Consider the following 25,882-nt stretch of genomic DNA (forward strand, 5'->3'; position numbering starts at 1 on the left):
TGTTAAAAAGATTAATTCCCCTTATATGGACAAATGTCGTGTTACATTTTTTTCCTTCTCCACATATCTTTAAAATAAGTAAGTAGTCAACTTATTCAGGAGGAGATATTAAGTGGAAGAAATGGGCATGGGGCCATCTCAACTTTGTAGGGAATTTGCAAGGATTCTCAATTCAACACCTAGTGTCGTAAATGGTGTATGTACGGCTACAAGATTTCGAAACAACATTCATCCAGTAGTACTTGGAAGAAGAGCAGAAGCATTTCCTTTTATTCCTCAAGCCTTTTCATTTGAAAGCATGGATCGGAATGGCAGAGCTTTATGTTTAGGTGAGACTGTTTTACTTCAAGAAGAAGTGAACCCGTTTATGACTGAGTTACGCGAATTTGGTATTATTGTAACTGCCGTTCATAACCATTGGCTGTTTGATAAGCCACGTCTGATGTTTATGCATTTTGAATCAATAGACGAACCTCTCACCTTTGCAAGAAAAGTCAGGGAGGCTATGAAAGTTCTTATCAAGAGAACAGTCCGTGCGGAAGCAAAAGTTGATGGTGAAATGATTAAACAGCATGGTCTTTGTGACGAATTCAACGATATTCTAGGTGGAACCATGCATACTTTTGAAAATGGAATTTGTACAGTGATGAGATCACGAACGAATATAAAACCAGAAGTACTAGGAAGACCAGGAAGATCATTTTTACTCATTCCTCAGATGTTTTCATTTGAATCAATGACAAAAGATGGCCGTGCTCTTTGTAGTGGTGAAACTGTGATTCTCCAAAAAGAAATCAATCCATTTATTAGTGTGCTTCGAGAACATGACCTTATTGTAACGTCACTTCATAATCACTGGTTGTTTGATAAACCAAGACTGATGTATATTCATTTCGAATCAATTGAAAAACCTATCAACTTCGCATTAAAAGTAAGAGATGCTTTAAAAGTTCTTACTGATAAAGAAGTTAGAGGTTAACATTATTTTGAGCAAAAAAAGCGATTTAAAAAAATCGCTTTTACATATGCTAAGGTAAAATATTGATTCAAGAAAGAAGGTGATCCCATGCCAAACAAAAGTAAACCCAATAGATTAATCGCTGAGAAGTCTCCTTACTTACTCCAACACGCCCACAACCCTGTGGACTGGTACCCTTGGGGAGAAGAAGCATTTGAAAAAGCAAAACGCGAAAACAAGCCGGTTCTGGTCAGCATCGGTTATTCGACTTGTCATTGGTGCCACGTGATGGCCCACGAAAGCTTTGAAGACGAAGAAATCGCGCGTCTTCTCAATGAACGGTTTGTGGCGATTAAAGTCGACCGGGAAGAGCGGCCTGATGTGGATTCTGTTTATATGAGAATCTGCCAGCTGATGACCGGGCAGGGCGGCTGGCCGCTGAATGTATTTATTACGCCTGATCAAAAGCCGTTTTACGCGGGTACATATTTTCCAAAGACGAGCAAATTCAATCGTCCCGGTTTTGTTGATGTGCTTGAGCATCTGTCTGAGACGTTTGCGAACGACCGCGAGCATGTCGAGGATATTGCGGAGAACGCCGCTAAACATTTGCAGATCAAAACAGCCGCCAAATCAGGCGAAGGCCTTAGCGAGTCAGCGATTCACCGGACATTCCAGCAGCTTGCCAGCGGGTTTGATACGATCTACGGCGGTTTCGGGCAGGCACCGAAATTTCCGATGCCCCATATGCTGATGTATTTGCTTCGTTATCATCACAATACGGGGCAGGAGAACGCTTTATACAACGTGACGAAAACGCTGGACAGCATGGCGAATGGCGGCATTTACGATCATATCGGCTATGGGTTCGCCCGCTATTCGACCGATGACGAGTGGCTCGTTCCCCACTTTGAAAAAATGCTGTACGACAATGCGCTGCTGCTGACCGCTTATACAGAAGCCTATCAGGTCACGCAAAACAGCCGTTATAAAGAGATTTGTGAGCAGATCATTACGTTCATTCAGAGGGAAATGACTCATGAAGACGGAAGCTTTTTCTCTGCTTTAGACGCAGATACAGAAGGAGAAGAAGGAAAGTACTACGTGTGGTCAGAGGAAGAGATTCTGAAAACGCTCGGAGACGATCTCGGAACGCTGTATTGCCAAGTGTATGACATCACTGAAGAAGGAAACTTTGAAGGCAAAAATATTCCTAACCTCATTCACACAAAGCGAGAACAAATCAAAGAGGATGCCGAGTTAACCGAAAAAGAGCTCAGCCTCAAACTCGAAGATGCAAGACAGCAGCTCTTGAAGACACGCGAGGAAAGAACCTATCCCCATGTCGATGATAAAGTGCTGACCTCATGGAACGCGCTGATGATCGCGGGTCTTGCGAAAGCAGCAAAGGTATACCAGGAATCGAAATATCTCAGCCTAGCGAAAGACGCCATCACATTTATTGAAAACAAATTAATTCTCAACGGCCGTGTGATGGTCCGATATCGTGATGGCGAAGTGAAAAACAAAGGCTTTATCGACGATTATGCTTTTCTCCTATGGGCTTATCTGGATCTCTATGAAGCTTCGTTTGATCTTTCTTATTTACAAAAAGCGAAGAAACTGACAGACGATATGATCGGCTTATTTTGGGATGAGGAGCATGGCGGATTCTACTTCACCGGACACGATGCAGAAGCCTTAATCGTACGGGAAAAAGAAGTGTACGACGGCGCCGTGCCTTCCGGAAACAGTGTGGCAGCTGTTCAGCTGCTGCGTCTCGGCCAAGTTACAGGCGACTTATCACTGATCGAAAAAGCGGAAACAATGTTTTCTGTGTTCAAGCCGGACATCGACGCGTATCCGAGCGGCCATGCTTTCTTTATGCAAAGTGTGTTAAGGCATCTAATGCCTAAAAAAGAAATCGTGATTTTTGGAAGCGCAGACGATCCAGCCAGAAAACAAATCATAACAGAGCTTCAAAAAGCCTTTAAGCCCAACGACTCCATTCTGGTAGCAGAGCATCCTGATCAATGCAAAGATATTGCGCCATTTGCAGCAGACTACCGCATCATAGACGGCAAAACAACCGTGTATATTTGTGAAAACTTCGCCTGCCAACAGCCGACAACGAATATTGAAGAAGCCATCCAAACGTTAATAAGCAGCAGGGATTAAGACCCTTGCTGCTTACTTTTTGATTTCTTATGGTACCATAAAGCGATCCCCGCAAACACAAGGTTGACCGCAATCGTAAAGAAAGCCTCCCACATCGGGTTTCCCCGCGTAACCGTAAAGAGAGAAGGAATTCCTCCATACACACTGTTTTTTTCTGTAATAAACATACACAAAAACATATTATTCGCGGCATGGGCGCCAAGTGATATTTCGATGCTTCCAGTTTTAATCGTGTAATACGTCCACACAAATCCAAATGTTAAGTACTCAATTCCTGCCCAGACAGCGCCATTGTTCATTTCTGGATTCGCAAAATGCAATACGCCAAACAATCCTCCGACAATCAGTGTCAAAAATAGAGGATTTTTCGTCAATCTCCCGAAGGCTTGAAGCAAAAATCCTCTAAAAAACAATTCCTCGGCTGATGTCTGAATCGGAACCAAAATGAGGGCGGCCGCTAGCAGCCAGATAAATCGTGATGCATTAAACTCTTGCATTGAATAGCTATCAGGATGAATCACAAAATCAATCAATTGTACGGCGATCATTAGCAAGAAATAAGCAATAAAACCAAAGGAAATTCTCCGCCAATTCATCTTTGAATTTGGTGTAATCACCGTTCGGAAAGGCCGCTTCAAAATAAAGCGCACAGCCAGCCAAACTCCCGGAATGGCGAATAAATAAATCACATGGGACAAATAAAGATCTACGAGAGGATCACTCAACACAGCTTCATCCAAATCAAACGTGATATTGGGATTCACAATAACCGTGAACAGTATAGCGAAAAGGTAAGCTATATTCCCGAATACATATAACCCTACCATCACCAAAAAAGCGAAAAAATATCTCCACAACGTATTGTTTCCTTCTATAGGACGGATAAATGAATTCATTCCTTCTATGTCTCTTCCTTTCAATGAGAATATTACTATATATTTGCATAAATTGGTCTGCGAATCTACTGTTTTGGAAATCTTTTAAGCAAAATGAACATAAAAAGTGCGAATTTAGTTCTCCCATCTAGTGATTTGAACTCTGTTGCCAATGAACCAAGATACTTATAATAGTCCCAAGAGGGGAATTTTCAGTCTTTTCTTACTACTAAAAGGGGGTTTTTTATGAATACGATCTTCAAACAAAAGAATACACATCCTTTCTCAAACGCAGCGAATCGTTTAGACCGCCTTCCGATTTCACGCGTTCATTTCCAAGTGTTAACCGCTCTCGGCATTGTTTATTTCTTTGATCTCGCAGATTTATTTACCCTCAGCAATGTAGCGCCGGCACTGCTTGAACATTGGGGCATCCCGCTTTCAACTATTGCTAACGTAACGGCTGCTTCGTTTTTAGGCATGTTTTTAGGCGCTTCACTGGGCGGACGGCTGTCCGATCGAATCGGCCGCAAAAAAGCCTTAAATCTATTTGTCTTTGTTTTCTCAATCGCATCGCTATGCAATGCTGCGGCATGGGACATTCCATCTTTAATGACATTCCGTTTTCTCACCGGATTTGGCGTTGCAGCCGCCATGGTCATTACGAATAGCTATTTGGCGGAATTTTTCCCTTCAAGTGTACGTGGAAAATATATTTCTTTTTGTGCCATGATTGGATTGATCGGGGTTCCGATCACCAACGTTGTGTCTGCCTTTGTCATTCCTCTTGGTTCATGGGGATGGAGGCTAGTATTTGTATGGGGTGCCGTCGGCCTTATTTATTTTTTCTTCATCCGCCGTCTGGAAGAGTCACCTCGCTGGCACGAAAATCGCGGGGAATATGCGAAAGCCGATGCGATCCTCAACCGAATTGAGGAACAGGTTGAAAAGGAGAAAGGCCCGCTTCCGGCAGCATCCCAGCCTAAAGTAAGCGAAACTGTTAAGCAGCATGCAGGTTACGCAGGCTTATTGAAAGGTAGAAACCTCAAAATCACCATCGTATTATCTGCTGTATGGATTTTTGAAACGTTTGGGTTTTACGGATTTGCTTCATGGGTTCCAAGCCTGCTAAAAAGCAATGGCGTAACCATGGAAAATACATTATGGTATAACGTATTGCATTCCGTCGGCGCTCCACTTGGCGCACTGCTCGGCTCCATGATTTCCGAAAGATTTCAAAGAAAATGGATTTTAGCTGCAAGTGCGTTTCTGACGGCCATCGCCGGGCTCTTATATGGTATGACTTTTATTCCCATCATGATCATTGTATTTGGTTTTATCGTGAATATCACAGAACGGGTCTTTACCTCGAACTTATACGCCTATACATCTGAACCTTATCCGACTGAATACCGCTCGTCTGGCAGCGGTTTAGCCTATGGTCTTGGCCGTTTTTCAAACATTTTTGGCTCATTGCTTGTCGGATTTATTGCCGTTCAGCTCGGCTATATCAGCGTCTTCTTATTTATTGGGGGCTGCTGGCTCGCATGCTCCTTGCTGTTAATCTTCTTCGGTCCTAATACGAATGCAAAACAGATTTAAAAAAGTCAGTGCGGATCTGCCGCACTGATCTCATTACAATTGCTTCAAAATCCTTGCGGGGTTTCCGCCTACAACACTATTAGCGGGTACATCCTTAGTGACAACAGATCCAGACGCAATCACTGCGTTATCACCAATTGTCACTCCCGGGTTAATCACCGCCCGGCCTCCAATCCAAACTTGATCTCCAATTGTCACAGGCTTACCGAACTCCTTCCCGGATTTCCTTTCGATCGGATCAAGAGGATGACCGGCCGTGTAGATATGTACACCTGGCGCAATCAAACAATGACGGCCGATACGCACCTCACACACATCTAAAATGACACAGTCAAAATTAACAAATGTATGATCTCCGATATGAATGTGATAGCCATAATCACAGCGGAATGTCGGCAAAATCGTGACTTGATCCCCAACCGAACCGAGCAGCTCCTTCAAAAGCTCCGTCCGCACTGCATCATCTTCCGGTGTTTCGTTATATTGTCTAATCAGCTGTCTCGCATGCTTGCGTTCTAGTAATAGTTGTTGATCTTCCGAATTGTATAATTCTCCGGCTGCCATTTTTTCTTTTTCTGTCCTCAGCATTTAAGTCACTCCATGTCAGATTGTAATCTCGATCAAATTTCCTTCATCATCCTCAATCACACTTTCATAGTAGCCGTCTCCTGTTGTCCTCGGGCCGTTTACTACTGCGAAACCATCCGCCTTCAATCGATCAGTCAGTTCGTCAACTTTCTCCCGGCTCCCAACGGAAAAGGCAATATGTGCCCAGCCTGTCATTGTTTGTGAGGGCGGATCGGTCACATTCCCTTTTTTCATAATCTCCAGCCTTGCTCCAGAACCAAACGTAATAAAATAAGACTTAAAATCTTTTTTCTCATTATGATACAAATCATTCGCTTCGCCATTAAAATACGTTTCATAAAAAGACTTCATTCGCTCTAAATCATTGACCCAGACTGCTGTATGTTCAATCTGCATTTCTTCCTCCTCCTTCGCCTTCAATGAAGTTATAAGGTATGAAATGCATTTCAGTTCAAGCTTTTTTCTTAAATTTATGCTGAATTTTGATATCAGCGGGTTCATCCTGCAAAAATAGAGAAAATGCTGCGATGCCGAGCTGCTCAAGGTTCAAATCAAGCGACGGAAAACCAAGAACACGGCTGATAGAAGTATTCCCCTCGCCTATGATTTCAACATCCCAATTATTCTTTTTGGCAAATAGATGAATTCCAGCTGCCACTTCATCACTATTTGCATAAATAGCAGTCGGAACCCGCCCGCTCATATAAAAATGTTCGGCTGCCAGCTCACCATCATTCATATCGTTGCATCCGGACAGCATATGGCGGTCTTCCAACCTTCCGCAGATAGCTTTATAGGCCGCAGCTTTATCAGCCGTGCTCGGGCTCCTATCAGCTTCTCTGACACACGTAAAAGCAATATTCTCATGCCCGCGGCTCTTTAAATAGCGAAAGCTCTCTGCATAAGCAGTTTTTCTGTCATTAAAAGCACAAGGGACATCAATGTCTCCGGTATCCTCACAAGCGATGACCGGCCCATATTCCTGATAAGCTAAAATGCTGTCCCAATGATTGGCGCGGGAAGTAATGATGAGACCGTCTATTTTCTTCGTTCTTAACAGCTCTAAATATTTGATTTCAATATCGGGGTTATAATTGGTGGGGAGAAGGGTCGTTGCATACTCATGCTGAAAAGCCGCCTTGGTGATTCCGTTAACGATTTTATCAAAGCAGGGATGATCGCTATAAGGCAGAATCACACCAACTGTATGGGTTTTCCCGCGAATGAGATCGATTGCGGTTCGATTTGGTGTATAATCCAATTCCTTCATGACTTGATGAACAAGCTTTCTCTTTTCTTCAGATACATACGGATGATGATTCAATACACGCGAGACAGTCGAAACAGATACATTTGCCAGTCTTGCGATCTCTTTTATATTTGCCATCTCTTTCTCCTTTTCATATAAAAAAGCAGTAAGTGTAAAATCCTTACTGCTATCTCATCATATATTGATGATAAGTTCAACAGGACAATGGTCGGAACCCATGACGTCCGCTGATATGCTGGCATCTTCAATCTGTTCCTTAAGGCTTTCAGAAACAACAAAATAATCAATCCGCCATCCGATATTTCTGTCCCGGGCGCCGGCACGATACGACCACCAGGAATAAGCGCCTTCAAGATCAGGATAAACATGACGGAAAGAGTCAACAAAGCCAGCTTCTAAGAAACGAGTGAATGCCCCTCTTTCTTGATCTGAAAATCCAGCGTTATTCCGGTTCGCCTTTGGATTTTTCAAATCAATCTCCTGATGGGCTACATTCAAATCACCGCATAAAATCACTGGTTTTTTCTGATCCAATTCAAGAATATAAGACAGTAAAGCCTCTTCCCATTTCATGCGGTAATCAATCCGCTCTAACCCCCTTCTGGAATTGGGCGTGTAAACAGTCATCACAAACACGTTTTCAAATTCCAGCGTAATCACTCTGCCTTCTTGGTCATGCTCTTCTACTCCGATACCGTAGATGACCTGCAGCGGTTCTTGCTTAGAAAAAACAGCTGTGCCGGAATATCCTTTTTTCACTGCATAATTCCAGTACACATGATAGCCTTCAGGCTGGAGATCAACCTGGCCGTCCTGTATCTTCGTTTCCTGAAGACATATAATATCTGCATCCTCTTCTTTCAAATAAGAGAGGAAATCCATTTTTCTCATCACAGCCCGCAGGCCGTTTACATTCCATGAAATCAACTTCATGTTTCATCCTCCCCCCTATAAAAAAGAGCAAGAACCCGAAGGTCCTTGCTCTTTACGTATCAGCTTACTCACCGCTTACGTATGGAAGTAAAGCCATTTGACGTGCGCGTTTGATCGCTGCAGTCAATTTACGTTGGTATTTAGCGTTTGTTCCAGTTACACGACGTGGTAAAATTTTACCGCGCTCAGAAACAAACTTTTTAAGAAGATCTACATCTTTGTAGTCGATGTGCGTGATACCGTTAGAAGTGAAATAACACACTTTACGGCGTTTCGCACGACCGCCTCTGCGTCCTCCTGCCATTGTCATTTCCCTCCTTTCTTTTTCATTTTAGGCGATAATCACATTAGAATGGAAGATCATCATCCGAGATGTCAATCGGTTTGCCGTCGTTGGCAAATGGGTCATCATTAAAGCTGTTCCCCTGATTGCGTCTCTGGTTGTTTTGATTTCCCCCAAATGGATTATCATTTTGGCCTCCGCCAAAGTACTGGCCTCCGCCGCTGTTTCCTTCGTTGTATCCACCTGAACCAGAACCGCCGCCGTTTTTCGGCTCAAGAAATTGAACACTTTCAGCTTGGACCTCTGTCACGAAGACACGCTGTCCTTGCTGGTTTTCATAGTTTCTTGTTTGTAAACGGCCATCTACGCCTGCAAGGCTTCCTTTTTTCAAGAAGTTTGCAACGTTTTCGGCTTGTCTTCTCCAAGTGACACAATTAATGAAATCGGCCTCACGTTCTCCGGACTGGTTCGTAAATGTACGATTCACAGCAAGAGTAAACGTAGCAACAGCCGCACCGTTTGGCGTATAACGAAGCTCTGGGTCTTTTGTCAGTCTTCCGACTAATACAACTCGGTTAAGCATAAGAAAGACCACCTTTTACCATTATATATTTCAAAATTGCTTATTCTTCTTCTTTAACAACAATGTGGCGAATGATATCGTCACTGATCTTAGCTAGACGGTCAAATTCTTGAACTGCCGCAGCGTCAGATTGAACGTTTACGATTTGGTAGAAACCGTCGCGGAAATCGTTGATTTCGTAAGCAAGACGACGTTTACCCCAATCCTTTGTTCCAGTGATCTCCGCACCGTTAGAAGTCAGAACGTTGTTGAAACGCTCGATAACTGCTTTTTTAGACTCTTCGTCAATGTTTGGGCGGATAATGTACATAACTTCGTACTTTCTCATCTGTTTGCACCTCCTTTTGGACTAAGCGGCCCATAATGGGCAAGGAGCAATAATTCTATTACTCACAATTTTATATTATACCAAAGCTCTTGTCCCTTTACAACTGCATCCTATACATTAAATCGGAAATGAATAACATCTCCGTCTTGGACCACATATTCTTTCCCTTCAAGGCGGACTTTTCCTGCCTCTTTAGCTCCTGCCATACCGCCGCCCGCAAGAAGATCCTCATAAGCAACTGTCTCAGCACGAATGAAGCCCCGCTCAAAGTCACTATGAATAATTCCTGCACACTCAGGGGCTTTCATGCCTTTTTTGAATGTCCAAGCTCTGACTTCCTGTTCTCCGGCTGTGAAATATGTTGCGAGGCCGAGAAGAGAGTAAGACGCTTTGATCAGCTGATCAAGACCTGATTCTTGAATGCCCAGCTCTTCCAAGAACATTTGCTTTTCTTCGCCTTCAAGCTCAGCGATTTCAGATTCGATTTTTGCACACACAACGATAACTTCTGCGTTTTCGCCGGCAGCGTACTCGCGAATCTTCGCTACATTTTCATTGCCAGATGGATCAGCAACTTCATCTTCACTTACGTTGGCCACGTACAAAATAGGCTTCGAAGTCAGTAAATGGAGCTGCTTCACAAGCTTTTGCTGCTCTTCAGTGAATTCTACAGATCGAGCAGGCTTTTCACTCTCAAACGCTTCTTTCAGTTTAGATAAAATCTCAAACTCAAATACAGCGTCTTTATCTTTTTGCTTCGCAAGCTTGCTGACGCGTGTAATCCGCTTTTCAACCGTTTCCATATCAGCGAGGATCAGCTCAAGGTTGATCGTTTCAATGTCATCAATCGGATCAACCTTTCCGGAAACGTGTGTAATGTTGTCATCGGAAAAAGCACGGACAACGTGGCAAATCGCGTCAACTTGGCGAATATGAGATAGGAACTTGTTGCCGAGTCCTTCTCCTTTAGATGCGCCCTTTACAATCCCTGCAATATCAGTGAATTCAAAAGCAGTCGGCACAGTCTTCTTCGGGTTGACCAGCTCAGTCAGCTTTTGCAGACGATCATCCGGCACCTCTACAATTCCCACGTTCGGATCAATTGTACAGAACGGGTAGTTGGCTGATTCGGCACCGGCCTGTGTAATTGCGTTAAATAGTGTTGATTTTCCGACGTTCGGCAAACCAACAATTCCAGCTGTTAAAGCCATTCTTTCATCTCCTCTATATAAAACCGTCATTGTATGAACGTATTTTGAACCTAGAGCAATTATAAGGAGGTTCACTGGAAAAGACAAGCTGACAAAAAAGCATTTTCAGCCTGCCAATCCCTTTGATTATGCTTTTTTCAAGCCTACTAAACAGTCAAAAAGCGTACTTCCCATTCCATTATCAGAATTTGTATCATTTGTCAGTGCATTGACTGACCCTCCAAAAGCCGCCCACATGCCTTCATCTATATTAATCGTCTTCGCATGAGCCTGCTTCATCACTTTCACCTTGCCCTTCAAGCGTCCGCGGTCATTAAAGATGACAACTTCGTCTCCATCCTGAAGATTCTGCTCAGCCGCTATATCTGGAGAAATATCGACCTGAACGTGCTGAAGCTTTTCAATAAACGGCACATGCTGTGAATGGTTGGAACGCTGCGGATGAATGGATAACAGCGTATAAGGGTACTTTTCAGCTAACTCCTCATTATGGAAAACAGATTCTTCGGGCACATTTAATTGAAGCGAGCCGCTAAATCCTTTTTGCTCAGCTAGCGACGAAGTAAATTCAAATTTTCCACTCGGCGTCAAAAACTGATAATCATCCCACGGCACCGATTTTACTGGAAGAGGGAGGTGGCCTTTTTCTTTTAAACGCTCAAGTGTCACATCCTCTGCTTCCAATGAAGAAAGCCCCATCTCTAAAAATTCTTGAGTGCTGTATTCAAACAGCTCGCCAAACCCAAGACGTTTTGCAAGCTCTGACCAGATCCAGCTGTCCGACTTCGCTTCACCCTGCGGCTCCACAAGCTTCTTCCCGTACTGAACATAATGATGATACATACTGGAATAGTAGATATCTTCTTCTTCAAAAACAGTGGCAGTCGGCAAAACATAATCACACAGCTTTGCGGTATCCGTCATAATGGAATCAATCGCGACCGTCATTGGAACCTTTTCAAAAGCTTGTCTCACCTTATTTGTATTCGGCACCTGAGTCAGCGGATTTCCGCACGTCACAATAATCATCTCAATCGCAGGATCAGCAGCGGTCAACACTTCTTCAGCCTGTGTCATCATTGAAAAAGAACGGGATGTTGTTTTTAATTCCGGCAGCGTCAGCTTTGTTTTTGCAAAGCTCTCACCAATCTGGACATTTCCGAAATTCGCGCCGCCGCCCTTAATTCCTACATTTCCGCTTGCCGCAACAAGTGCATCAATCCAACGAATCGTTCCCCCGCCGTTTTTATATCGCTGCATGCCAAGCCCCATAAAAGTAGACACCGGACCATCAGCATACAAACCGGCCAAATACTCCAGCTCCTCCATAGAAGTTTCTGTTTTCACAATAAACTCTTCCAGAGAAACGGTCTTCAAAAGCTCTTTCACATCGTCAAAACCAACAGAATGCTCAGAAATAAACGTTTCATCCGTTCTTCCCGTCTCAATCAGAACCTTCAAAACGGCTGCCGCAAGCCAGCCGTCCATTCCAGGCTTTACAGAGATATAGCGGTCAGCAAGCTTAGCAGTCGGGTTGAAGATCGGATCAATCACCGTAATCGTGGCGCCCTTCTTTTTCACCTGCTGCAAGTGATGGTATAAGTGCATATTTGTTCTTGATACATTTCTTCCCCACACAACAACATGCTTGCTGTTGTAAATATCAAGCGGTCCGTGACCGTACGAACGGCCAAAATCCCAGCCTTGCGCCTCGATGCCGGAGCCCCAGCATATGCTTCCAACGATTTCGGTCACGCCGCCATATCCATTAAAAAAACGCTGATCAAGCGCTTTTAACAGACCGTTATTCGCATAATCATGGCTGTGCAAAACAGCAGTCGTCTCCGACGTTTCCTTGATTTCCCGAAGTTTATCGGCAATTTCATCAAGTGCCTGCTCCCAAGAAATCCGCACAAACTCGCCATTTTGTTTTTTCATTGGATAGCGAAGCCGATCAGGCGAATTTGTTTTTGTCTCAAGCATTCTGCCGCGGCCGCAGATTTTACCTTCCGTAATCGGATGGTTTGGATCTCCGTCCACTTTTGTTACCTTTCCATCATCAACAGTCACCAAAAAGCCGCAGCTGTCCCAACAATTCAGCGGACATGCCGACTGATGCACTTTGCTCATCGCCGTCTTCTCCTTACCTTCTATATGAAAAAGCATGAGTGTCGGCCTATTTATGAAGTAGGCTCCTCATGCTTGACTAGTACTTTTTTTAGTTTTCTTTCAAATTCTCTTCTCGGAATCATAACACTGTGAGAGCATCCCTCACACTTAATTCGAATATCCATTCCCATGCGTATAATTTTCCAGCTGTTCGCTCCGCATGGATGCGGTTTTTTCATTTCTACGATATCATTCAGGCCAAAGTCTTTATCCGCCAAGACCCTTCACCTCTTTTCCTAAACTGCTGTATCTATTGTACAAAAAAACTGATCATAAGAGCAATCAAGATACCCGAAAAGAAATACATCCTCTTATTTCCATTTACTCAAAATAGGATATAAGAGCAGACAAACTAACAAATACAAATTGAGCATCCCATATATCGGATACAAGAACGCGATCAAATCAGAAAATCCGAAAGAAGTAAAAGGTACCATTAACACTAACAAAATCAACACAATCATCCATCTAGGCATATGAATAAACGCCATCAGCCGGCTGGACAGCCCCAGCAAACCAGCTACCGTCGTCGTGTAAATCGCCAGGCACAGCACCGCCGTCATACATAAAAAAAGGAAAGAAGGCGCACCCTCCAGAACGGCAAACAGCGGTATTTCAAACTGAGAAAGGGAGCCCGCCAGCTCCACCAACGTTTCATTATAAACAAATGAGATCACGCCAAAAATAAGCCCGCTTGCCACACTTGCGATTTTTGCTTCGCCGAGCCCTTTCATCTCTTTCCCAACAGAGGATAAAATCGCAACAACTGAAAGGATGTTTAAAGAGGTAAACGTAATGCTCGCAGGCCAGTTATACTGCTGGGACAAATCAATCGTCCACGTATGGTGATGTGTGCTCTGAAAGGAGATCAGCGCATATAAAAGCCCCGCTACTAACACAGGAATCAAAATACTATTTATAGATAATATTCCTTTCACATCCCACAAAAACAAACACACTGTCACGATGCAAATCAGCGTGATTCCCCACCAGAAAGGAAGCTTGTACATTTGCAGGGTCACACCGCCTCCAGCAATCATCACCATAGTCGTCGAAAACAAATAAAAAATGATGAGGACATCATAAATTTTCGCCAGCCATGGCCCCATTAAATGCTCCAGAACAGGCAGAAAATGAGTGGATTGAACTTTAAAACTGATTTTCATCACAATATAAGACGAGAAAATGAACATAATTGTAAACAGCACAATAGCAAGTCCGCTTTCCGCCCCAAAAAACTGCCATATCTCCTGACCGCTCGCATATCCGGCCCCGATCAGGCTCCCTAATATGAGCAGCATCCACTTCATTCCGGCTCTCCACAACACTATCACCTCATAGACAAAGTTCAGCTTGTTCCCGTTATTGTTACTATATAAATAAAGGAAAGCAAACATGCCATATTTTCATAGACATTTGAACACAAGTTGAAATTATCATACGAAATACACATAAAAAAAGACTGCTAATACGGCAGTCTAAAAAGAGATATTTATTTGTTTGTCCGCAGAATGAAGAAGTGAACATCACTCTTCACTTTTTTCTAACCATTCCTACCTATTCAAGTGTTTCATAAGCAGACCATTGCTTGATCATGATCGAGGCAATGGGGGACAATACTTGTAATCGCCCACTAACCATTCATATCATGCCCTCTACTTTTTTAAAATCTCCGGCGCCATACACAAAGCATAAAAAATCATACTGCTGGATATACTGTAAACAACCTTACATAACTACACACACCATAGCAATTCTGTTACCTACTATAACAAGGAAGTGAAACCCATGAATCGAAAAGGCGGGCTTTTTTCCTCTCAGGAACGAGTAAAGCAATATGTTTCACATACAGATGCTGCAGCGGCAAAACAAATCCAAACCATCCTTTCTTCATCCTTACGTAAAGCTGCCGGCAAACCAATTGTCGTGGTTTGTATCGGAACAGACCGTTCAACCGGTGACTCATTAGGCCCGCTCGTAGGAATGAAACTCAAACAGATGCAGCTCACCAGATTCCATGTCTACGGAACCTTATCTGACCCCGTCCATGCTGTGAACATGAAGGATAAAATCAATGACATTCATAAATTACATAAAAACCCATTTGTTATAGCAGTCGATGCATGCTTAGGCCGCGTTAAGAGTGTGGGTTCATTTCAAATCGGGGACGGGCCATTAAAGCCCGGAGCCGGTGTACAAAAAGACCTTCCTGAAGTGGGAGATCTTCATATTAACGGAATCGTGAATGTGAGCGGTTTTATGGAATATTTTGTATTGCAAAATACTAGACTCAACTTGGTCATGAATATGGCAAATGTTCTAGCGGAAGGTTTGAGTTTAACAGATCGGACAGAGTGGAGGCAAGAACGCATTAACCCGCTGCAAAGGCTCACTGGGCGCATATAAAACAAAAACCATCTTCGTTTGAAAGATGGTTTCTTCATTTACGATTCTCGTTCAGACAAAAGCTCTAAAATCCGGTCAAGGTCTTCATTAGAGAAAAATTCAATTTCGATTTTGCCTTTTTTCTTCTGTCTTTTAATATTAACTGTTGTTCCAAAATAATTTTGGAGATAGGATTCTCGTTCTTTTAGAACCGCATCTTTCACAGGTTCTTTTTTCTTTGTTTCACGTGGAACATTCTGATTCAACTGCTGAATCAGCTGCTCAAGCTGGCGAACATTGAGCTGCTCCGCAATCACTTTTTGTACCAGCGGTTCAAGCTTATTTTTGTTTTTTAAGCCAAGAAGCGTGCGTCCATGTCCCATAGAAAGCGTACCTTCGGCAATAAGCTGCTGAATATTTTCTGGCAGTGTCAGCAGTCTTAAATGATTCGCAATATGCGGTCTGCTTTTCCCAAGACGTTTGGCAAGCTGCTCTTGTGTGAGATCTAAGTGTTTCAACAAGGAGTCATATGCCTGAGCCTCTTCAAGCGGAGATAAATCTTCACGCTGAAGGTTTTCTAATAAAGCAATTTCCCTCATTAACGCCTCTGATAATTCACGGACAATGGCCGGAACTGTATCTAAACCTGCCAGCTTTGCCGCTCGAAAACGCCGTTCACCCGCAACAATATCATAGCCTTTTAAAGATTTTCTGACGATAAGCGGCTGAAGAATGCCATGCTGCAGCACAGATTCTTTTAGTTCAGCTAATGCCTCGTCATCAAAGTGTTTTCTTGGCTGATAAGGATTAGGGCGTAAATCGGCAATTTTAATTTCTTCAACTGTCTCTTCAGACAAATCTACCTGATTAAATAACGCATTAATCCCTTTTCCAAGGCCTTTAGCCATTCGCAGCCACTTCCTTTGCTAAATCTAAATATACTTCCGCACCTCTTGACCGCGGATCGTATAAAATGATGGGTTTTCCGTGACTCGGTGCCTCACTCAGACGGACATTACGCGGAATAACTGTCTTATATACTTTATCCCTAAAATACTTTTTAACCTCTTCAATCACTTGAATGCCAAGGTTTGTCCGGGCATCAAGCATTGTCAGCAATACACCTTCAATCATTAAATCAGTATTCAAATGCTTTTGCACAAGACGTACTGTATTTAATAACTGGCTGAGACCCTCCAAGGCATAATATTCGCACTGTACAGGAATCACAACGGAATCCGAGGCTGTAAGGGCGTTAATCGTCAGCAAGCCCAATGACGGCGGACAATCAATGATAATATAATCATAATTTTGCTTTACTGCTTCAAGCGCTCTCTTCAATCTCACTTCTCTTGATATTGTAGGAACCAGCTCGATCTCAGCCCCTGCAAGCTGAATCGTTGCAGGAATCACATCCAAGTTCTCTACTGTCGTTGCTTTAATAATATCTATTACATCTGCATCATCTACTAAAATATCGTACACACACTGCTCTACATCGGCTTTTTCAATCCCTAATCCGCTTGTCGCATTTCCCTGCGGATCAATATCTACCAGCAGAACCCTTTTCCCTATGTAAGCCAAACATGCCCCAAGGTTGACAGACGTCGTTGTTTTGCCGACCCCGCCTTTTTGGTTCGTAATTGCTATGATTTTTCCCACGATGTCACCTACTTTCACATGAACATGTACTATCTTGCTTCTATTCTATCAAAAAAAGATTAAAGCGTTTCATTTTTTTCATCATTTTGTTCCGAATCAGAAGGGAAATAATTGAAAATTCAAGCACGCTTTATGCTTTCTCCTATAAATTCTGCAATTTCTATGTTTTTTTGACTTAAAAAAGGAATTTCTTAAAGAAAAAAAGAAGAAGTCACAGTACAGAACGTGGAAACAGGATGGTGAGAAAATGGTTTATCAAACGAAGAGAGATGTACCCGTTACGCTGATGCTTGTGTTTCTCATATTACTGATACAAGCAGATGCCATTGTGCCTTTTGTGCTGGGAAATATGAGAGTTTCCGGCTGGATCATTTTGATTCTGCTGACTCTTTTAAATGGACTCATCATTTGGAGCTTTATTGACCTGAAATATGTATTGAAGGAACACCATCTGATCATTAAAGCCGGATTGATCAAACATCAAATTCCTTATGAAAACATCGATAAAGTCGTTCAAAAAAAGAAACTGTGGTCCGGTTTTCGTCTGATCGGCTCTCGCCATGCCATCACAATATATTATCAGGGGGGATGGGGACATGCAGTGATTTCACCGCAAAAATCTGAAGAATTTATCCACAAGCTCAAAGAAAATAATTCTAATATAATAATATTCACTAAAAGTAAGTGATTACCTTTTATTAAAAATATAAAAAGCTCTCCTGCTTTTCAGGAGAGCTTCTATTTTGGTATGCGAATCGTTAATTGAATATATTCTTCAAATTCTTCTTCTTCCGTATTCAATTTTACACCGCTGTCTTCCACCATTGATAGTGACTGGCGAATCGTGTTCATCGCAATTCTTGTATCTCTGCTGAATGCTTTGCGTCTCGGCTTTGGCTTTCTCTGGCCTTGCTCCAGCATTTTCACCACGCGGTCTTCCGTCTGCTTTACATTTAAACTTTTCTCAATAATCTCTGTGAGCAGTGTGACTTGGAGCTCAGGCTGTTTCAGCGGAATCAGTGCTCTGGCATGGCGCTCGGTGATTTTCTTCTCCATAATCGCCTCTTGGACTGGCTGAGGCAGCTTTAATAACCGAAGCTTATTCGCGATTGTAGACTGCCCTTTTCCTAAGCGCTGTGCGAGTGCCTCCTGTGTTAAATCATGCAGCTCAAGCAGCCTAGCATAAGCATGCGCTTCCTCAATAGAAGACAGTTCTTCCCGCTGCAAGTTTTCGATTAACGCCACAGAAGCGGTTTCCGTGTCGGAAAAATCCTTAATAATTGCCGGAATCTTTTCCCACTCAAGCGATTGCACCGCTCTCCAGCGTCTTTCACCTGCAATGAGTTCGTATTGGCCTTCTTCTTCTGTATGCCTAACAACAATCGGCTGAATAATGCCGTGTGTATGAATGGTCATTGCTAACTCTTTGATTTTTTCATCTGAGAAAATGGTGCGTGGCTGAAAACGGTTGGGAACGATAGCATTTACCGGTATTTCCAGAATCTCTTCTTTGTTTGTATCATGTTCAGCAATCTCCGGCTCCTGTTCCTTCTCACCAAGCCCGAAGAAACGAGAGAATGAATGCTTCATGTACCTACACCACCTTTAAAAACTGCCATTTTTATAATTCTATTTTCTCATGGTTTTTCCTGCTGTACATCCATCAATTTTGATGAAAATATGATGGTATTGTCATATCAGGCTGTCTAAATTACCCTTCAATTGGCGATTTATTAGGAGTTCCCGGTTTTCTTGGATACTTCTTAGGTGTATTTTTTATTTTGCGTATCACCATAATATTACGATCGCTTTCTTCAATAGGCAGCTTAAAAGAATGGATATTCTCAAGTTCTCCTCCAAGCGTCGTGATTGCTTTTTTGCCTGCATTCAGTTCTTCTTCAGCTGATGCGGCTTTTAAAGCAACAAATAAACCGTTTTTCTTCACCAGAGGCAAGCAAAGCTCACTCAAAACAGATAATCTCGCAACTGCTCGCGCCGTCACAATATCATAGCTTTCACGTACGTCTTTCCGTTGCCCGAACGTTTCAGCTCTGTCATGGCAGAATGTTGTATTCTCCAATTGCAAAGCCTCAGATAACTTTTCTAAAAACGTGATCCGTTTATTCAGTGAATCCACGATTGTGACATTGAGGTGCGGAAAGCATATTTTTATCGGCAGACTTGGAAAACCCGCTCCCGCTCCAACATCACAAATCGTGTTCACCTGATTGAAGTCGACATAAAAAGCAGCTGTAATGGAATCATAAAAATGCTTTAAATACACTTCTTTTTTCTCTGTTATTGAAGTCAGATTGATTTTTTCGTTCCATTCAACCAGCATGTCGTAATACAGCTCAAATTGCTCCAGCTGACGGGGAGAAAGGGAGATCCCTTTTTCCGCCAAACCAGAAGTGAATTCTTCAATATTCATGCCGTCATCCTTTCTATTCGGCTATCTTCGCAATGCGTCCCTGCTCTAAATACACCAATAGAATTGAAATGTCCGCCGGGTTTACACCGGAAATGCGGGAAGCTTGGGCAACAGACAAAGGCCGTACATTTTTCAGTTTTTGACGCGCCTCGGTCGCAATCCCCTTAATTGCATCATAATCAATTCGATCTGGAATTTTTTTATTTTCCATCTTCTTCAGTTTTTCCACTTGCTGAAGAGATTTTTCAATATATCCTTCATATTTCACTTGGATTTCTACTTGTTCTGCCACGTCTTGAGGAACCGGCACTTCTGGCGGCGCCAGTTTTGTGACTGTTTCATAGTTCATTTCAGGACGCTTCATCAAGTCTGTGCCGCGAACTCCGTCTTTCAATTCGCTTCCGCCAAGAGAACGGATATATTCTTGATTTTCCGGAGACGGCTTGATAATTACAGAATGAAGACGTTTTTTCTCCGCTTCGATCGCCGCTTTTTTCTTCTCAAAAGCCGCATAGCGCTCATCAGAAATCAATCCAATGCGGTGTCCGATTTCTGTCAGACGCAAATCAGCATTGTCATGGCGAAGAAGCAATCTGTATTCCGCACGTGATGTCAAAAGACGATATGGCTCATTGGTTCCTTTTGTCACAAGGTCATCAATCAGAACACCAATGTAAGCGTCAGAACGGCTTAAAATCACTTCTTCTTTTCCAAGCGCTTTTCGTCCTGCATTGATTCCTGCCATAATGCCTTGTCCCGCAGCTTCTTCATAACCGGATGTTCCGTTAATTTGGCCTGCAGTGTAAAGGTTTGTGATTTTTTTTGTTTCAAGTGTCGGCCAGAGCTGTGTCGGTACGATTGCATCATACTCGATCGCATAGCCGGCTCTCATCATTTGCACGTTTTCAAGTCCAGGAATCGTTGCAAGCATTCTTTGCTGTACGTCTTCTGGAAGACTTGTAGATAAACCTTGGACATAGACTTCCTGTGTATTTCTGCCTTCCGGCTCAAGGAAGATTTGGTGACGCGGTTTATCATTAAAACGGACAACTTTATCTTCAATGGATGGGCAGTATCTTGGGCCCGTACCTTTGATCATACCGGAATACATCGGTGAACGGTGCAGGTTGCTGTCAATAATCTCATGTGTCTCAGGGCTTGTATATGTCAGCCAGCAAGGGAGCTGATCTGTGATATATTCCACTGTTTCATATGAGAAAGCGCGAGGCACATCGTCACCAGGCTGAATTTCCGTTTTGCTGTAATCAATCGTGTCGCTTTTAACGCGAGGCGGCGTACCTGTTTTAAAACGAACAAGGTCAAAACCAAGTTCCTCCAAATGCTCAGAAAGCTTAATAGAAGGCTGCTGGTTATTCGGGCCGCTTGAGTAAGACAGATCGCCAAGAATGATACGTCCTCTTAAATATGTCCCTGTCGTCATGACAACTGCTTTCGCACGATAATGTGCGCCTGTTTGTGTAATAACGCCTCGGCATTCGCCGTCTTCAACGATCAGCCGCTCCACAATTCCTTGCAGCAATGTTAAGTTTGGTTCTTTTTCAAGCGTATTTTTCATTTCGTGCTGATATTGGAATTTGTCTGCTTGCGCACGCAAAGCACGAACCGCAGGACCTTTTCCTGTATTCAGCATTCTCATTTGAATATGTGTTTTATCGATGTTTCTTCCCATTTCTCCGCCGAGCGCGTCAATTTCGCGGACGACAATCCCTTTTGCGGGGCCGCCGACAGACGGATTACATGGCATAAATGCAACCATATCTAGGTTGATGGTCAAGACAAGCGTTTTGGCGCCTTGGCGTGCAGATGCGAGGGCAGCCTCAACACCGGCATGCCCGGCGCCAATCACAATCACATCGTATTGGCCTGCTTCATACCCCATGATTCTAGTTCCTCCTTTAATTATTTTCCTAAACAGAATTGAGAAAAGAGCTGATCAATTAAGCTTTCGTGGACAGAATCTCCAATGATTTCCCCTAAAAGCTCCCAGCATCTTGTAAGGTCAATTTGCACCATGTCGATCGGGACATCCTGTTCGATGCCGCTAAGCGCATCTTCAATGGCGCGTTTTGCTTGCTGTAAAATAGAGATGTGACGTGTGTTGCTGACATAAGTCAGATCACCGCTTTCAATGGCACCCGTGTAGAACAGCGATTGAATCGCTTCTTCCAGATCATTAATGCCTTCCTCTTTTAAAAGAGAAGTCGTAACAACTGGACGTCCATTGGCAAGCTCACGGACACGTTCAGTGTCAATCTTCGCCTCAAGGTCAGTCTTATTCAAAATCACGATAACATCCATGCCCTCAACGGCTTCAAAAAGCTTCACGTCTTCTTCAGAAAGCTCTTCACTATAATTAAGCACAAGTAAAATCAGGTCCGCTTCCTTTAGAACCTGGCGAGAACGTTCAACACCGATTCGCTCAACAATATCCTCTGTTTCACGAATACCTGCTGTATCAACCAGACGAAGCGGGACGCCCCTTACATTCACGTATTCCTCAATCACATCCCGTGTCGTTCCGGGAATATCGGTTACAATGGCTTTTGCCTCATGAACGAGGCTGTTCAGAAGAGATGATTTTCCTACGTTTGGCCGGCCGATAATGACGGTAGAAAGACCTTCACGTAAGATTTTTCCTTGCTCAGAAGTCCTCAGCAGCGTCTCAATTTCCTTTTTCACGGCGGTTGCCTTTTCGACTAAAATCTGATGCGTCATTTCCTCTACATCATCATACTCCGGATAATCAATATTCACCTCAACATGGGCCAGTGTTTCTAAAATCTCACTGCGCAAACGGCGCACCAAAGCAGAAAGACGCCCTTCCATTTGATTCATAGCAACGTTCATTGCCCGGTCCGTTTTCGCTCTGATTAAGTCCATAACCGCTTCCGCCTGTGAAAGATCGATTCGGCCGTTTAAAAACGCACGTTTCGTAAATTCACCAGGCTCTGCCAGTCTCGCTCCCTCTCTCAATGCAAGCTGAAGCACTTGGTTCACAGTCACAATTCCCCCGTGACAGTTAATCTCGATGACATCTTCTCGTGTAAAAGTTCTCGGCGCTTTTAACACTGATACCATTACTTCCTCAACGACACGATCCGAAGGTCTGTCTACGATATGACCATAATGAATCGTATGTGATTCGACCGAGCTGAGTGTTTTCCCCTTCGGTCCCTTATAAATTCTATCTGCGATTTGAATGGCTTCTGGTCCGCTCAACCGTACAATCGCAATCGCGCCTTCTCCCATCGGTGTGGAAATTGCCGCAATTGTATCCATGTTGTTCACCTCTCTTTACTTATACTTCATCTATATAAAAAAATTTTTATTATGCCAAAACTAAAAGATAACATAGTTTGGTTCGAAGTGGAAGATTTGTTATCCACAGAAATAGAAATTCGTCCCTTATTACTTTAACTTATCCACATGTGAATAACAATTAATTTTATTTCCTGAACTTCCTTTTTATCAACAGGATACACCTAAAAAGAAAAAACTTAAACGGCAAAACCTTGATATTACTAGGAAAAGTGGATTTTTCGGATACAAAAAAACCGAAATCCAATTTTTATCGGACTTCGGTTTTATGCTATCTTTTATGGGAAATAACGAGATGACGATTTTCGCCTTCACCCATTGAATATGTTTTGATCTGGTGGTTTGCATATCCAGAAAGAGTATCGTGAATAATTTTTCTTTCGCTGGACGGCATGGGCTCAAGCTGGATGGATTTTTTCGTTTTCAAAACCTGGTCAGCAAGCTTGATGGCCAGCTGGCTCAGTGTTTCTTTTCTTTTCAAACGATAGTTTTCTGCATCCACCGTCACATTTTTATATTGGCCTGGATAACGGTTAAGGACAAGCTGTGTCAAAGTTTCAAGGGCGTTTAAGGTTTGTCCTCTTTTCCCAATCAACAATGCTGCCTTTTCACCTGTTATATGATATCTCACTGTCTTTTTGCTTTCTTGAACAGTCACATCAGACTTCCCGGCAATGGCTTCGGCAATCGTTTGAAGATATAACTTCGCTTGCTGAATCGGATCAATCTTTTCAACCAGCTTTACGATCGCAGGCTTTTTACCGAAAATACCGAGAAACCCTTTGTTTCCCTCTTCAATAACAGTAATTTCTACCTTATCCTTCGTTAATCCCAGCTCTTGCAATCCGGACTGTACTGCTTCATCGACATTTCGCCCTGCAGCAGTCACATTCCTCACTTTTTCTTTCCTCCGGCTTTTTGCGGCTCAGGATTTTTTTTAATATCAGGTCCTTTAATGAGGAAAGTTTGCGCAATCATAAACAAGTTACCGACTACCCAATAAAGAGAAAGAGCCGCCGGGAAGTTGATCGCAAATACGATAATCATAATTGGCATAATCCAAAGCATCATCGCCATTTGCGGATTTTGCTGCGCATTGCCCGCCATCATCAGTTTTTGCTGAACAAATGTAGCGACACCGGCAACGATAGGAAGAATATAGTAAGGATCTTTTTCTCCTAAGTCAAACCATAAGAAGCTATGCTCTGAAATCGCCTGGGTTCTCATGATCGCATGATAGAATCCAATTAAAATCGGCATCTGGATCAAAATCGGGAAACATCCCGCCAATGGATTGACACCATGCTTTTGGAATAAAGCCATTGTTTCCTGCTGAAGCTTTTGCTGCGTTTTTTGATCCTTTGAGCTGTATTTTTCTTTAAGCTTTTGCATTTCCGGCTGTAAAGCCTGCATCGCTTTCGAACTTCTCAGCTGCTTAATCATCAGCGGTAAAATTAATAAACGAATTAAAATGGTAACTAGAATAATTGAAAGCCCGTAGTTATCTCCCGTCAATTTCGCTACATACGTAATGAGCTCAGACAATGGATATACTACGTACTTGTCCCAGAAATGCGGACTATCTGCAGTGATCGGCTCTTTCACACTCGAGCATCCAGCCAAAAGCATGAATACGCCAACCATACTTAATAGCAACCCTATTCTCCTTTTCAACAACATTTCCTCCTATAATTAATCTTTACACTCTTTTATTGCAAAGCATACTTGTATGTATTTTAGCATCTTTCAGTTTTAAATGGTGTCTTTTTCTGATCAACCAGAAAGGAAGCGCTTTTAAAAGTTGTAAGAAAGCAGTGGTGATGCCTACTTTGACGAAGATTTCTTATATAATGAAGACTTTCTGAATAGATGCTGCAGACTTTTTTTCGTTTCCTCATATGTCAGCTGGCTCGCCGGTTTTCTGGCAATAATGATGTAATCCTTTTCCTTCAGTCTCTCTTTCTCTTCAAGAAAGGCCTGCCGAATCAAACGTTTGATCCGATTTCGCATCACAGCATTGCCAATTTTTTTGCTGACGGAAAGCCCGACACGCAGTTCATCATTTTCAGGCTGATCAAGCGTATATAAGACAAACTGGCGGTTTGCAACTGATGTCCCATGTTTAAACACTTTTTGAAAATCTTCATTTTTCTTTAAACGATTTCGCTTCTTCAAATGACTCACTCCGATACTGGCTGGCAGAAACTTTTAAAATTTATTATGAACATGAGATGCATCTGAACCAGGAAGCATGCCCCGGTTCATTACACATCACATCTATCTTTTCCCATAACGTGAAAAAAGACCACTGACATTATTCAGTGGCCTAAGCTGATAATACTTTTCTGCCTTTGCGGCGACGGCGTGCTAAAACTAGACGACCGTTTTTTGAACTCATACGGCTTCTGAAGCCATGAACTTTGCTGCGTTTACGGTTATTCGGTTGGAATGTTCTTTTCATTTATGACACCTCCCTCGAGGAATAGCTGTTAAAGACAGTCTTACTTATTATATTTGCGTTACCTATTCATTGTCAACTTCACTAGTGCTTTTATTTCTTGCAACCATAATAGGATACCATACCTTTTCAACTTTCGAAACCTTATTTTTTAGATTCCTTAATTTTACGGAAAAAAGACAAATCCAAACAATTTGCCCCTAAAATCACGCATGTGGATATCTTTTTCGGCTTTTTTTAGTATCCACAGAGGTTATCGACAACATTTTCACATTACCAACCCCTGTGGACAAGGTTTTTTCAACAGGTTGTCCGCTTTGTGGATAAGATTGTGACAACCATTGCAAGCTCTCGTTTATTTTGGTATTATATTTGTGTTTTAACTCTTGATTACTAATCCTACCTTTCCTCTTTATCCACAAAGTGTGGATAAGTTGTGGATTGATTTCACACAGCTTGTGTAGAAGGTTGTCCACAAGTTGTGAAATTTGTCGAAAAGCTATTTATCTACTATATTATATGTTTTCAACATTTAATGTGTACGAATGGTAAGCGCCATTTGCTCTTTTTTTGTGTTCTATAACAGAGAAAGACGCCATTTTCTAAGAAAAGGAGGGACGTGCCGGAAG

The 25,882-nt window shown here is 42.7% G+C and carries 27 protein-coding genes; 5 read left to right on the forward strand and 22 right to left on the reverse strand.

Annotation, left to right across the window (positions count from 1 at the left end):
• The first annotated feature begins 112 nt into the window (after positions 1 to 112).
• Together NYE53_RS20735 and NYE53_RS20740 are read left to right on the forward strand one after the other, a co-directional pair.
• Positions 113 to 979, forward strand: coding sequence for a DUF1259 domain-containing protein (locus NYE53_RS20735; RefSeq protein WP_339246647.1), 867 nt, complete (start codon positions 113 to 115; stop codon positions 977 to 979).
• Positions 980 to 1,066: 87 nt separating this feature from the next.
• On the forward strand, positions 1,067 to 3,136 hold the full coding sequence (locus tag NYE53_RS20740) for a thioredoxin domain-containing protein (RefSeq protein WP_339246650.1): 2,070 nt from the start codon (positions 1,067 to 1,069) through the stop codon (positions 3,134 to 3,136).
• Here NYE53_RS20740 and NYE53_RS20745 read toward each other — a convergent pair.
• Positions 3,133 to 4,032 (reverse strand): type II CAAX endopeptidase family protein, encoded by a 900-nt coding sequence (locus tag NYE53_RS20745; RefSeq protein WP_032724963.1) that lies wholly within the window; start codon positions 4,030 to 4,032, stop codon positions 3,133 to 3,135. The two genes, NYE53_RS20740 and NYE53_RS20745, sit on opposite strands and share 4 nt — an antisense overlap.
• Positions 4,033 to 4,257: 225 nt before the next feature.
• On the opposite strand from NYE53_RS20745, the gene NYE53_RS20750 reads away from it, so the two are divergent.
• The gene (locus tag NYE53_RS20750) at positions 4,258 to 5,613 is read left to right on the forward strand and encodes an MFS transporter (protein WP_339246653.1); all 1,356 of its coding nucleotides are present in this window, start codon (positions 4,258 to 4,260) and stop codon (positions 5,611 to 5,613) included.
• A 33-nt stretch (positions 5,614 to 5,646) separates the two neighbouring features.
• On the opposite strand, the gene NYE53_RS20755 is transcribed toward NYE53_RS20750, so the two are convergent.
• The 11 genes from NYE53_RS20755 to NYE53_RS20805 form a co-directional block, all read right to left on the reverse strand.
• A complete protein-coding gene (locus tag NYE53_RS20755) occupies positions 5,647 to 6,201 on the reverse strand; it encodes a sugar O-acetyltransferase (RefSeq protein ID WP_208556170.1) in 555 nt (184 codons plus the stop codon).
• Between the two features lie 15 nt (positions 6,202 to 6,216).
• On the reverse strand, positions 6,217 to 6,597 hold the full coding sequence (locus NYE53_RS20760; protein WP_264240162.1) for a VOC family protein: 381 nt from the start codon (positions 6,595 to 6,597) through the stop codon (positions 6,217 to 6,219).
• Positions 6,598 to 6,652: 55 nt separating this feature from the next.
• Positions 6,653 to 7,588 carry a transcriptional regulator CcpB gene (ccpB, locus tag NYE53_RS20765; protein ID WP_339246656.1) on the reverse strand — a complete coding sequence of 312 codons (936 nt, stop codon included), beginning with the start codon at positions 7,586 to 7,588 and terminating at the stop codon, positions 6,653 to 6,655.
• Positions 7,589 to 7,645: 57 nt separating this feature from the next.
• Positions 7,646 to 8,404: an exodeoxyribonuclease III gene (xth, locus tag NYE53_RS20770; protein WP_339246659.1), complete on the reverse strand. Its 759-nt coding sequence runs from the start codon at positions 8,402 to 8,404 to the stop codon at positions 7,646 to 7,648.
• A gap of 64 nt (positions 8,405 to 8,468) precedes the next feature.
• Positions 8,469 to 8,708, reverse strand: coding sequence for a 30S ribosomal protein S18 (rpsR, locus tag NYE53_RS20775; RefSeq protein WP_003219224.1), 240 nt, complete (start codon positions 8,706 to 8,708; stop codon positions 8,469 to 8,471).
• 43 nt (positions 8,709 to 8,751) lie between these two features.
• Entirely contained in the window at positions 8,752 to 9,270 is a 519-nt protein-coding gene (ssbA, locus tag NYE53_RS20780; RefSeq protein WP_003219228.1) for a single-stranded DNA-binding protein SsbA, read from the reverse strand.
• A gap of 40 nt (positions 9,271 to 9,310) precedes the next feature.
• Positions 9,311 to 9,598, reverse strand: a complete 288-nt coding sequence (gene rpsF / locus NYE53_RS20785) for a 30S ribosomal protein S6 (RefSeq protein ID WP_003244064.1) — start codon at positions 9,596 to 9,598, stop codon at positions 9,311 to 9,313.
• A 110-nt stretch (positions 9,599 to 9,708) separates the two neighbouring features.
• Positions 9,709 to 10,809, reverse strand: coding sequence for a redox-regulated ATPase YchF (gene ychF, locus NYE53_RS20790; RefSeq protein WP_003242727.1), 1,101 nt, complete (start codon positions 10,807 to 10,809; stop codon positions 9,709 to 9,711).
• A gap of 126 nt (positions 10,810 to 10,935) precedes the next feature.
• Positions 10,936 to 12,939, reverse strand: coding sequence for a molybdopterin-dependent oxidoreductase (locus NYE53_RS20795; RefSeq protein WP_339246662.1), 2,004 nt, complete (start codon positions 12,937 to 12,939; stop codon positions 10,936 to 10,938).
• Between the two features lie 50 nt (positions 12,940 to 12,989).
• On the reverse strand, positions 12,990 to 13,196 hold the full coding sequence (locus NYE53_RS20800; RefSeq protein WP_003226838.1) for a DUF951 family protein: 207 nt from the start codon (positions 13,194 to 13,196) through the stop codon (positions 12,990 to 12,992).
• 93 nt (positions 13,197 to 13,289) lie between these two features.
• Positions 13,290 to 14,306: a hypothetical protein gene (locus tag NYE53_RS20805; RefSeq protein WP_339246664.1), complete on the reverse strand. Its 1,017-nt coding sequence runs from the start codon at positions 14,304 to 14,306 to the stop codon at positions 13,290 to 13,292.
• Between the two features lie 460 nt (positions 14,307 to 14,766).
• On the opposite strand from NYE53_RS20805, the gene yyaC reads away from it, so the two are divergent.
• Positions 14,767 to 15,384 (forward strand): spore protease YyaC, encoded by a 618-nt coding sequence (gene yyaC / locus NYE53_RS20810; protein ID WP_003226834.1) that lies wholly within the window; start codon positions 14,767 to 14,769, stop codon positions 15,382 to 15,384.
• A 38-nt stretch (positions 15,385 to 15,422) separates the two neighbouring features.
• Here the strand turns inward: yyaC and spo0J are convergent, their stop codons facing one another.
• The gene (gene spo0J, locus NYE53_RS20815; RefSeq protein ID WP_003226832.1) at positions 15,423 to 16,271 is read right to left on the reverse strand and encodes a stage 0 sporulation protein Spo0J; all 849 of its coding nucleotides are present in this window, start codon (positions 16,269 to 16,271) and stop codon (positions 15,423 to 15,425) included.
• Positions 16,264 to 17,025, reverse strand: coding sequence for a sporulation initiation inhibitor protein Soj (gene soj / locus NYE53_RS20820; protein ID WP_003219244.1), 762 nt, complete (start codon positions 17,023 to 17,025; stop codon positions 16,264 to 16,266). The genes spo0J and soj overlap by 8 nt, the downstream gene beginning before the upstream one ends.
• Before the next feature lie 247 nt (positions 17,026 to 17,272).
• Here soj and NYE53_RS20825 point away from each other — a divergent pair, with 247 nt between their 5' ends.
• Complete coding sequence (locus NYE53_RS20825; RefSeq protein ID WP_339246665.1) at positions 17,273 to 17,713, forward strand: PH domain-containing protein; 441 nt, start codon at positions 17,273 to 17,275, stop codon at positions 17,711 to 17,713.
• Positions 17,714 to 17,763: 50 nt separating this feature from the next.
• Here the strand turns inward: NYE53_RS20825 and noc are convergent, their stop codons facing one another.
• From noc to rpmH, 8 genes are all read right to left on the reverse strand, one after another.
• On the reverse strand, positions 17,764 to 18,615 hold the full coding sequence (noc, locus tag NYE53_RS20830; protein ID WP_003226829.1) for a nucleoid occlusion protein: 852 nt from the start codon (positions 18,613 to 18,615) through the stop codon (positions 17,764 to 17,766).
• A gap of 121 nt (positions 18,616 to 18,736) precedes the next feature.
• Positions 18,737 to 19,456 (reverse strand): 16S rRNA (guanine(527)-N(7))-methyltransferase RsmG, encoded by a 720-nt coding sequence (rsmG, locus tag NYE53_RS20835; RefSeq protein WP_015250777.1) that lies wholly within the window; start codon positions 19,454 to 19,456, stop codon positions 18,737 to 18,739.
• A 13-nt stretch (positions 19,457 to 19,469) separates the two neighbouring features.
• On the reverse strand, positions 19,470 to 21,356 hold the full coding sequence (gene mnmG, locus NYE53_RS20840) for a tRNA uridine-5-carboxymethylaminomethyl(34) synthesis enzyme MnmG (protein ID WP_003226825.1): 1,887 nt from the start codon (positions 21,354 to 21,356) through the stop codon (positions 19,470 to 19,472).
• A 20-nt stretch (positions 21,357 to 21,376) separates the two neighbouring features.
• Positions 21,377 to 22,756 carry a tRNA uridine-5-carboxymethylaminomethyl(34) synthesis GTPase MnmE gene (mnmE, locus tag NYE53_RS20845; RefSeq protein WP_119900071.1) on the reverse strand — a complete coding sequence of 460 codons (1,380 nt, stop codon included), beginning with the start codon at positions 22,754 to 22,756 and terminating at the stop codon, positions 21,377 to 21,379.
• Positions 22,757 to 23,066: 310 nt separating this feature from the next.
• Entirely contained in the window at positions 23,067 to 23,693 is a 627-nt protein-coding gene (gene jag / locus NYE53_RS20850; RefSeq protein ID WP_339246666.1) for an RNA-binding cell elongation regulator Jag/EloR, read from the reverse strand.
• Positions 23,690 to 24,475 carry a YidC family membrane integrase SpoIIIJ gene (gene spoIIIJ / locus NYE53_RS20855; RefSeq protein ID WP_010886648.1) on the reverse strand — a complete coding sequence of 262 codons (786 nt, stop codon included), beginning with the start codon at positions 24,473 to 24,475 and terminating at the stop codon, positions 23,690 to 23,692. Before spoIIIJ ends, jag begins: the two co-directional genes overlap by 4 nt.
• Positions 24,476 to 24,619: 144 nt before the next feature.
• Positions 24,620 to 24,970, reverse strand: coding sequence for a ribonuclease P protein component (gene rnpA, locus NYE53_RS20860; RefSeq protein ID WP_003242628.1), 351 nt, complete (start codon positions 24,968 to 24,970; stop codon positions 24,620 to 24,622).
• A 151-nt stretch (positions 24,971 to 25,121) separates the two neighbouring features.
• On the reverse strand, positions 25,122 to 25,256 hold the full coding sequence (rpmH, locus tag NYE53_RS20865) for a 50S ribosomal protein L34 (RefSeq protein ID WP_003178075.1): 135 nt from the start codon (positions 25,254 to 25,256) through the stop codon (positions 25,122 to 25,124).
• Positions 25,257 to 25,882: the final 626 nt, after the last annotated feature.

The sequence above is a fragment of the Bacillus sp. FSL R5-0523 genome (assembly GCF_037975295.1).
Classification (GTDB): Bacteria; Bacillota; Bacilli; order Bacillales; family Bacillaceae; genus Bacillus; species Bacillus subtilis.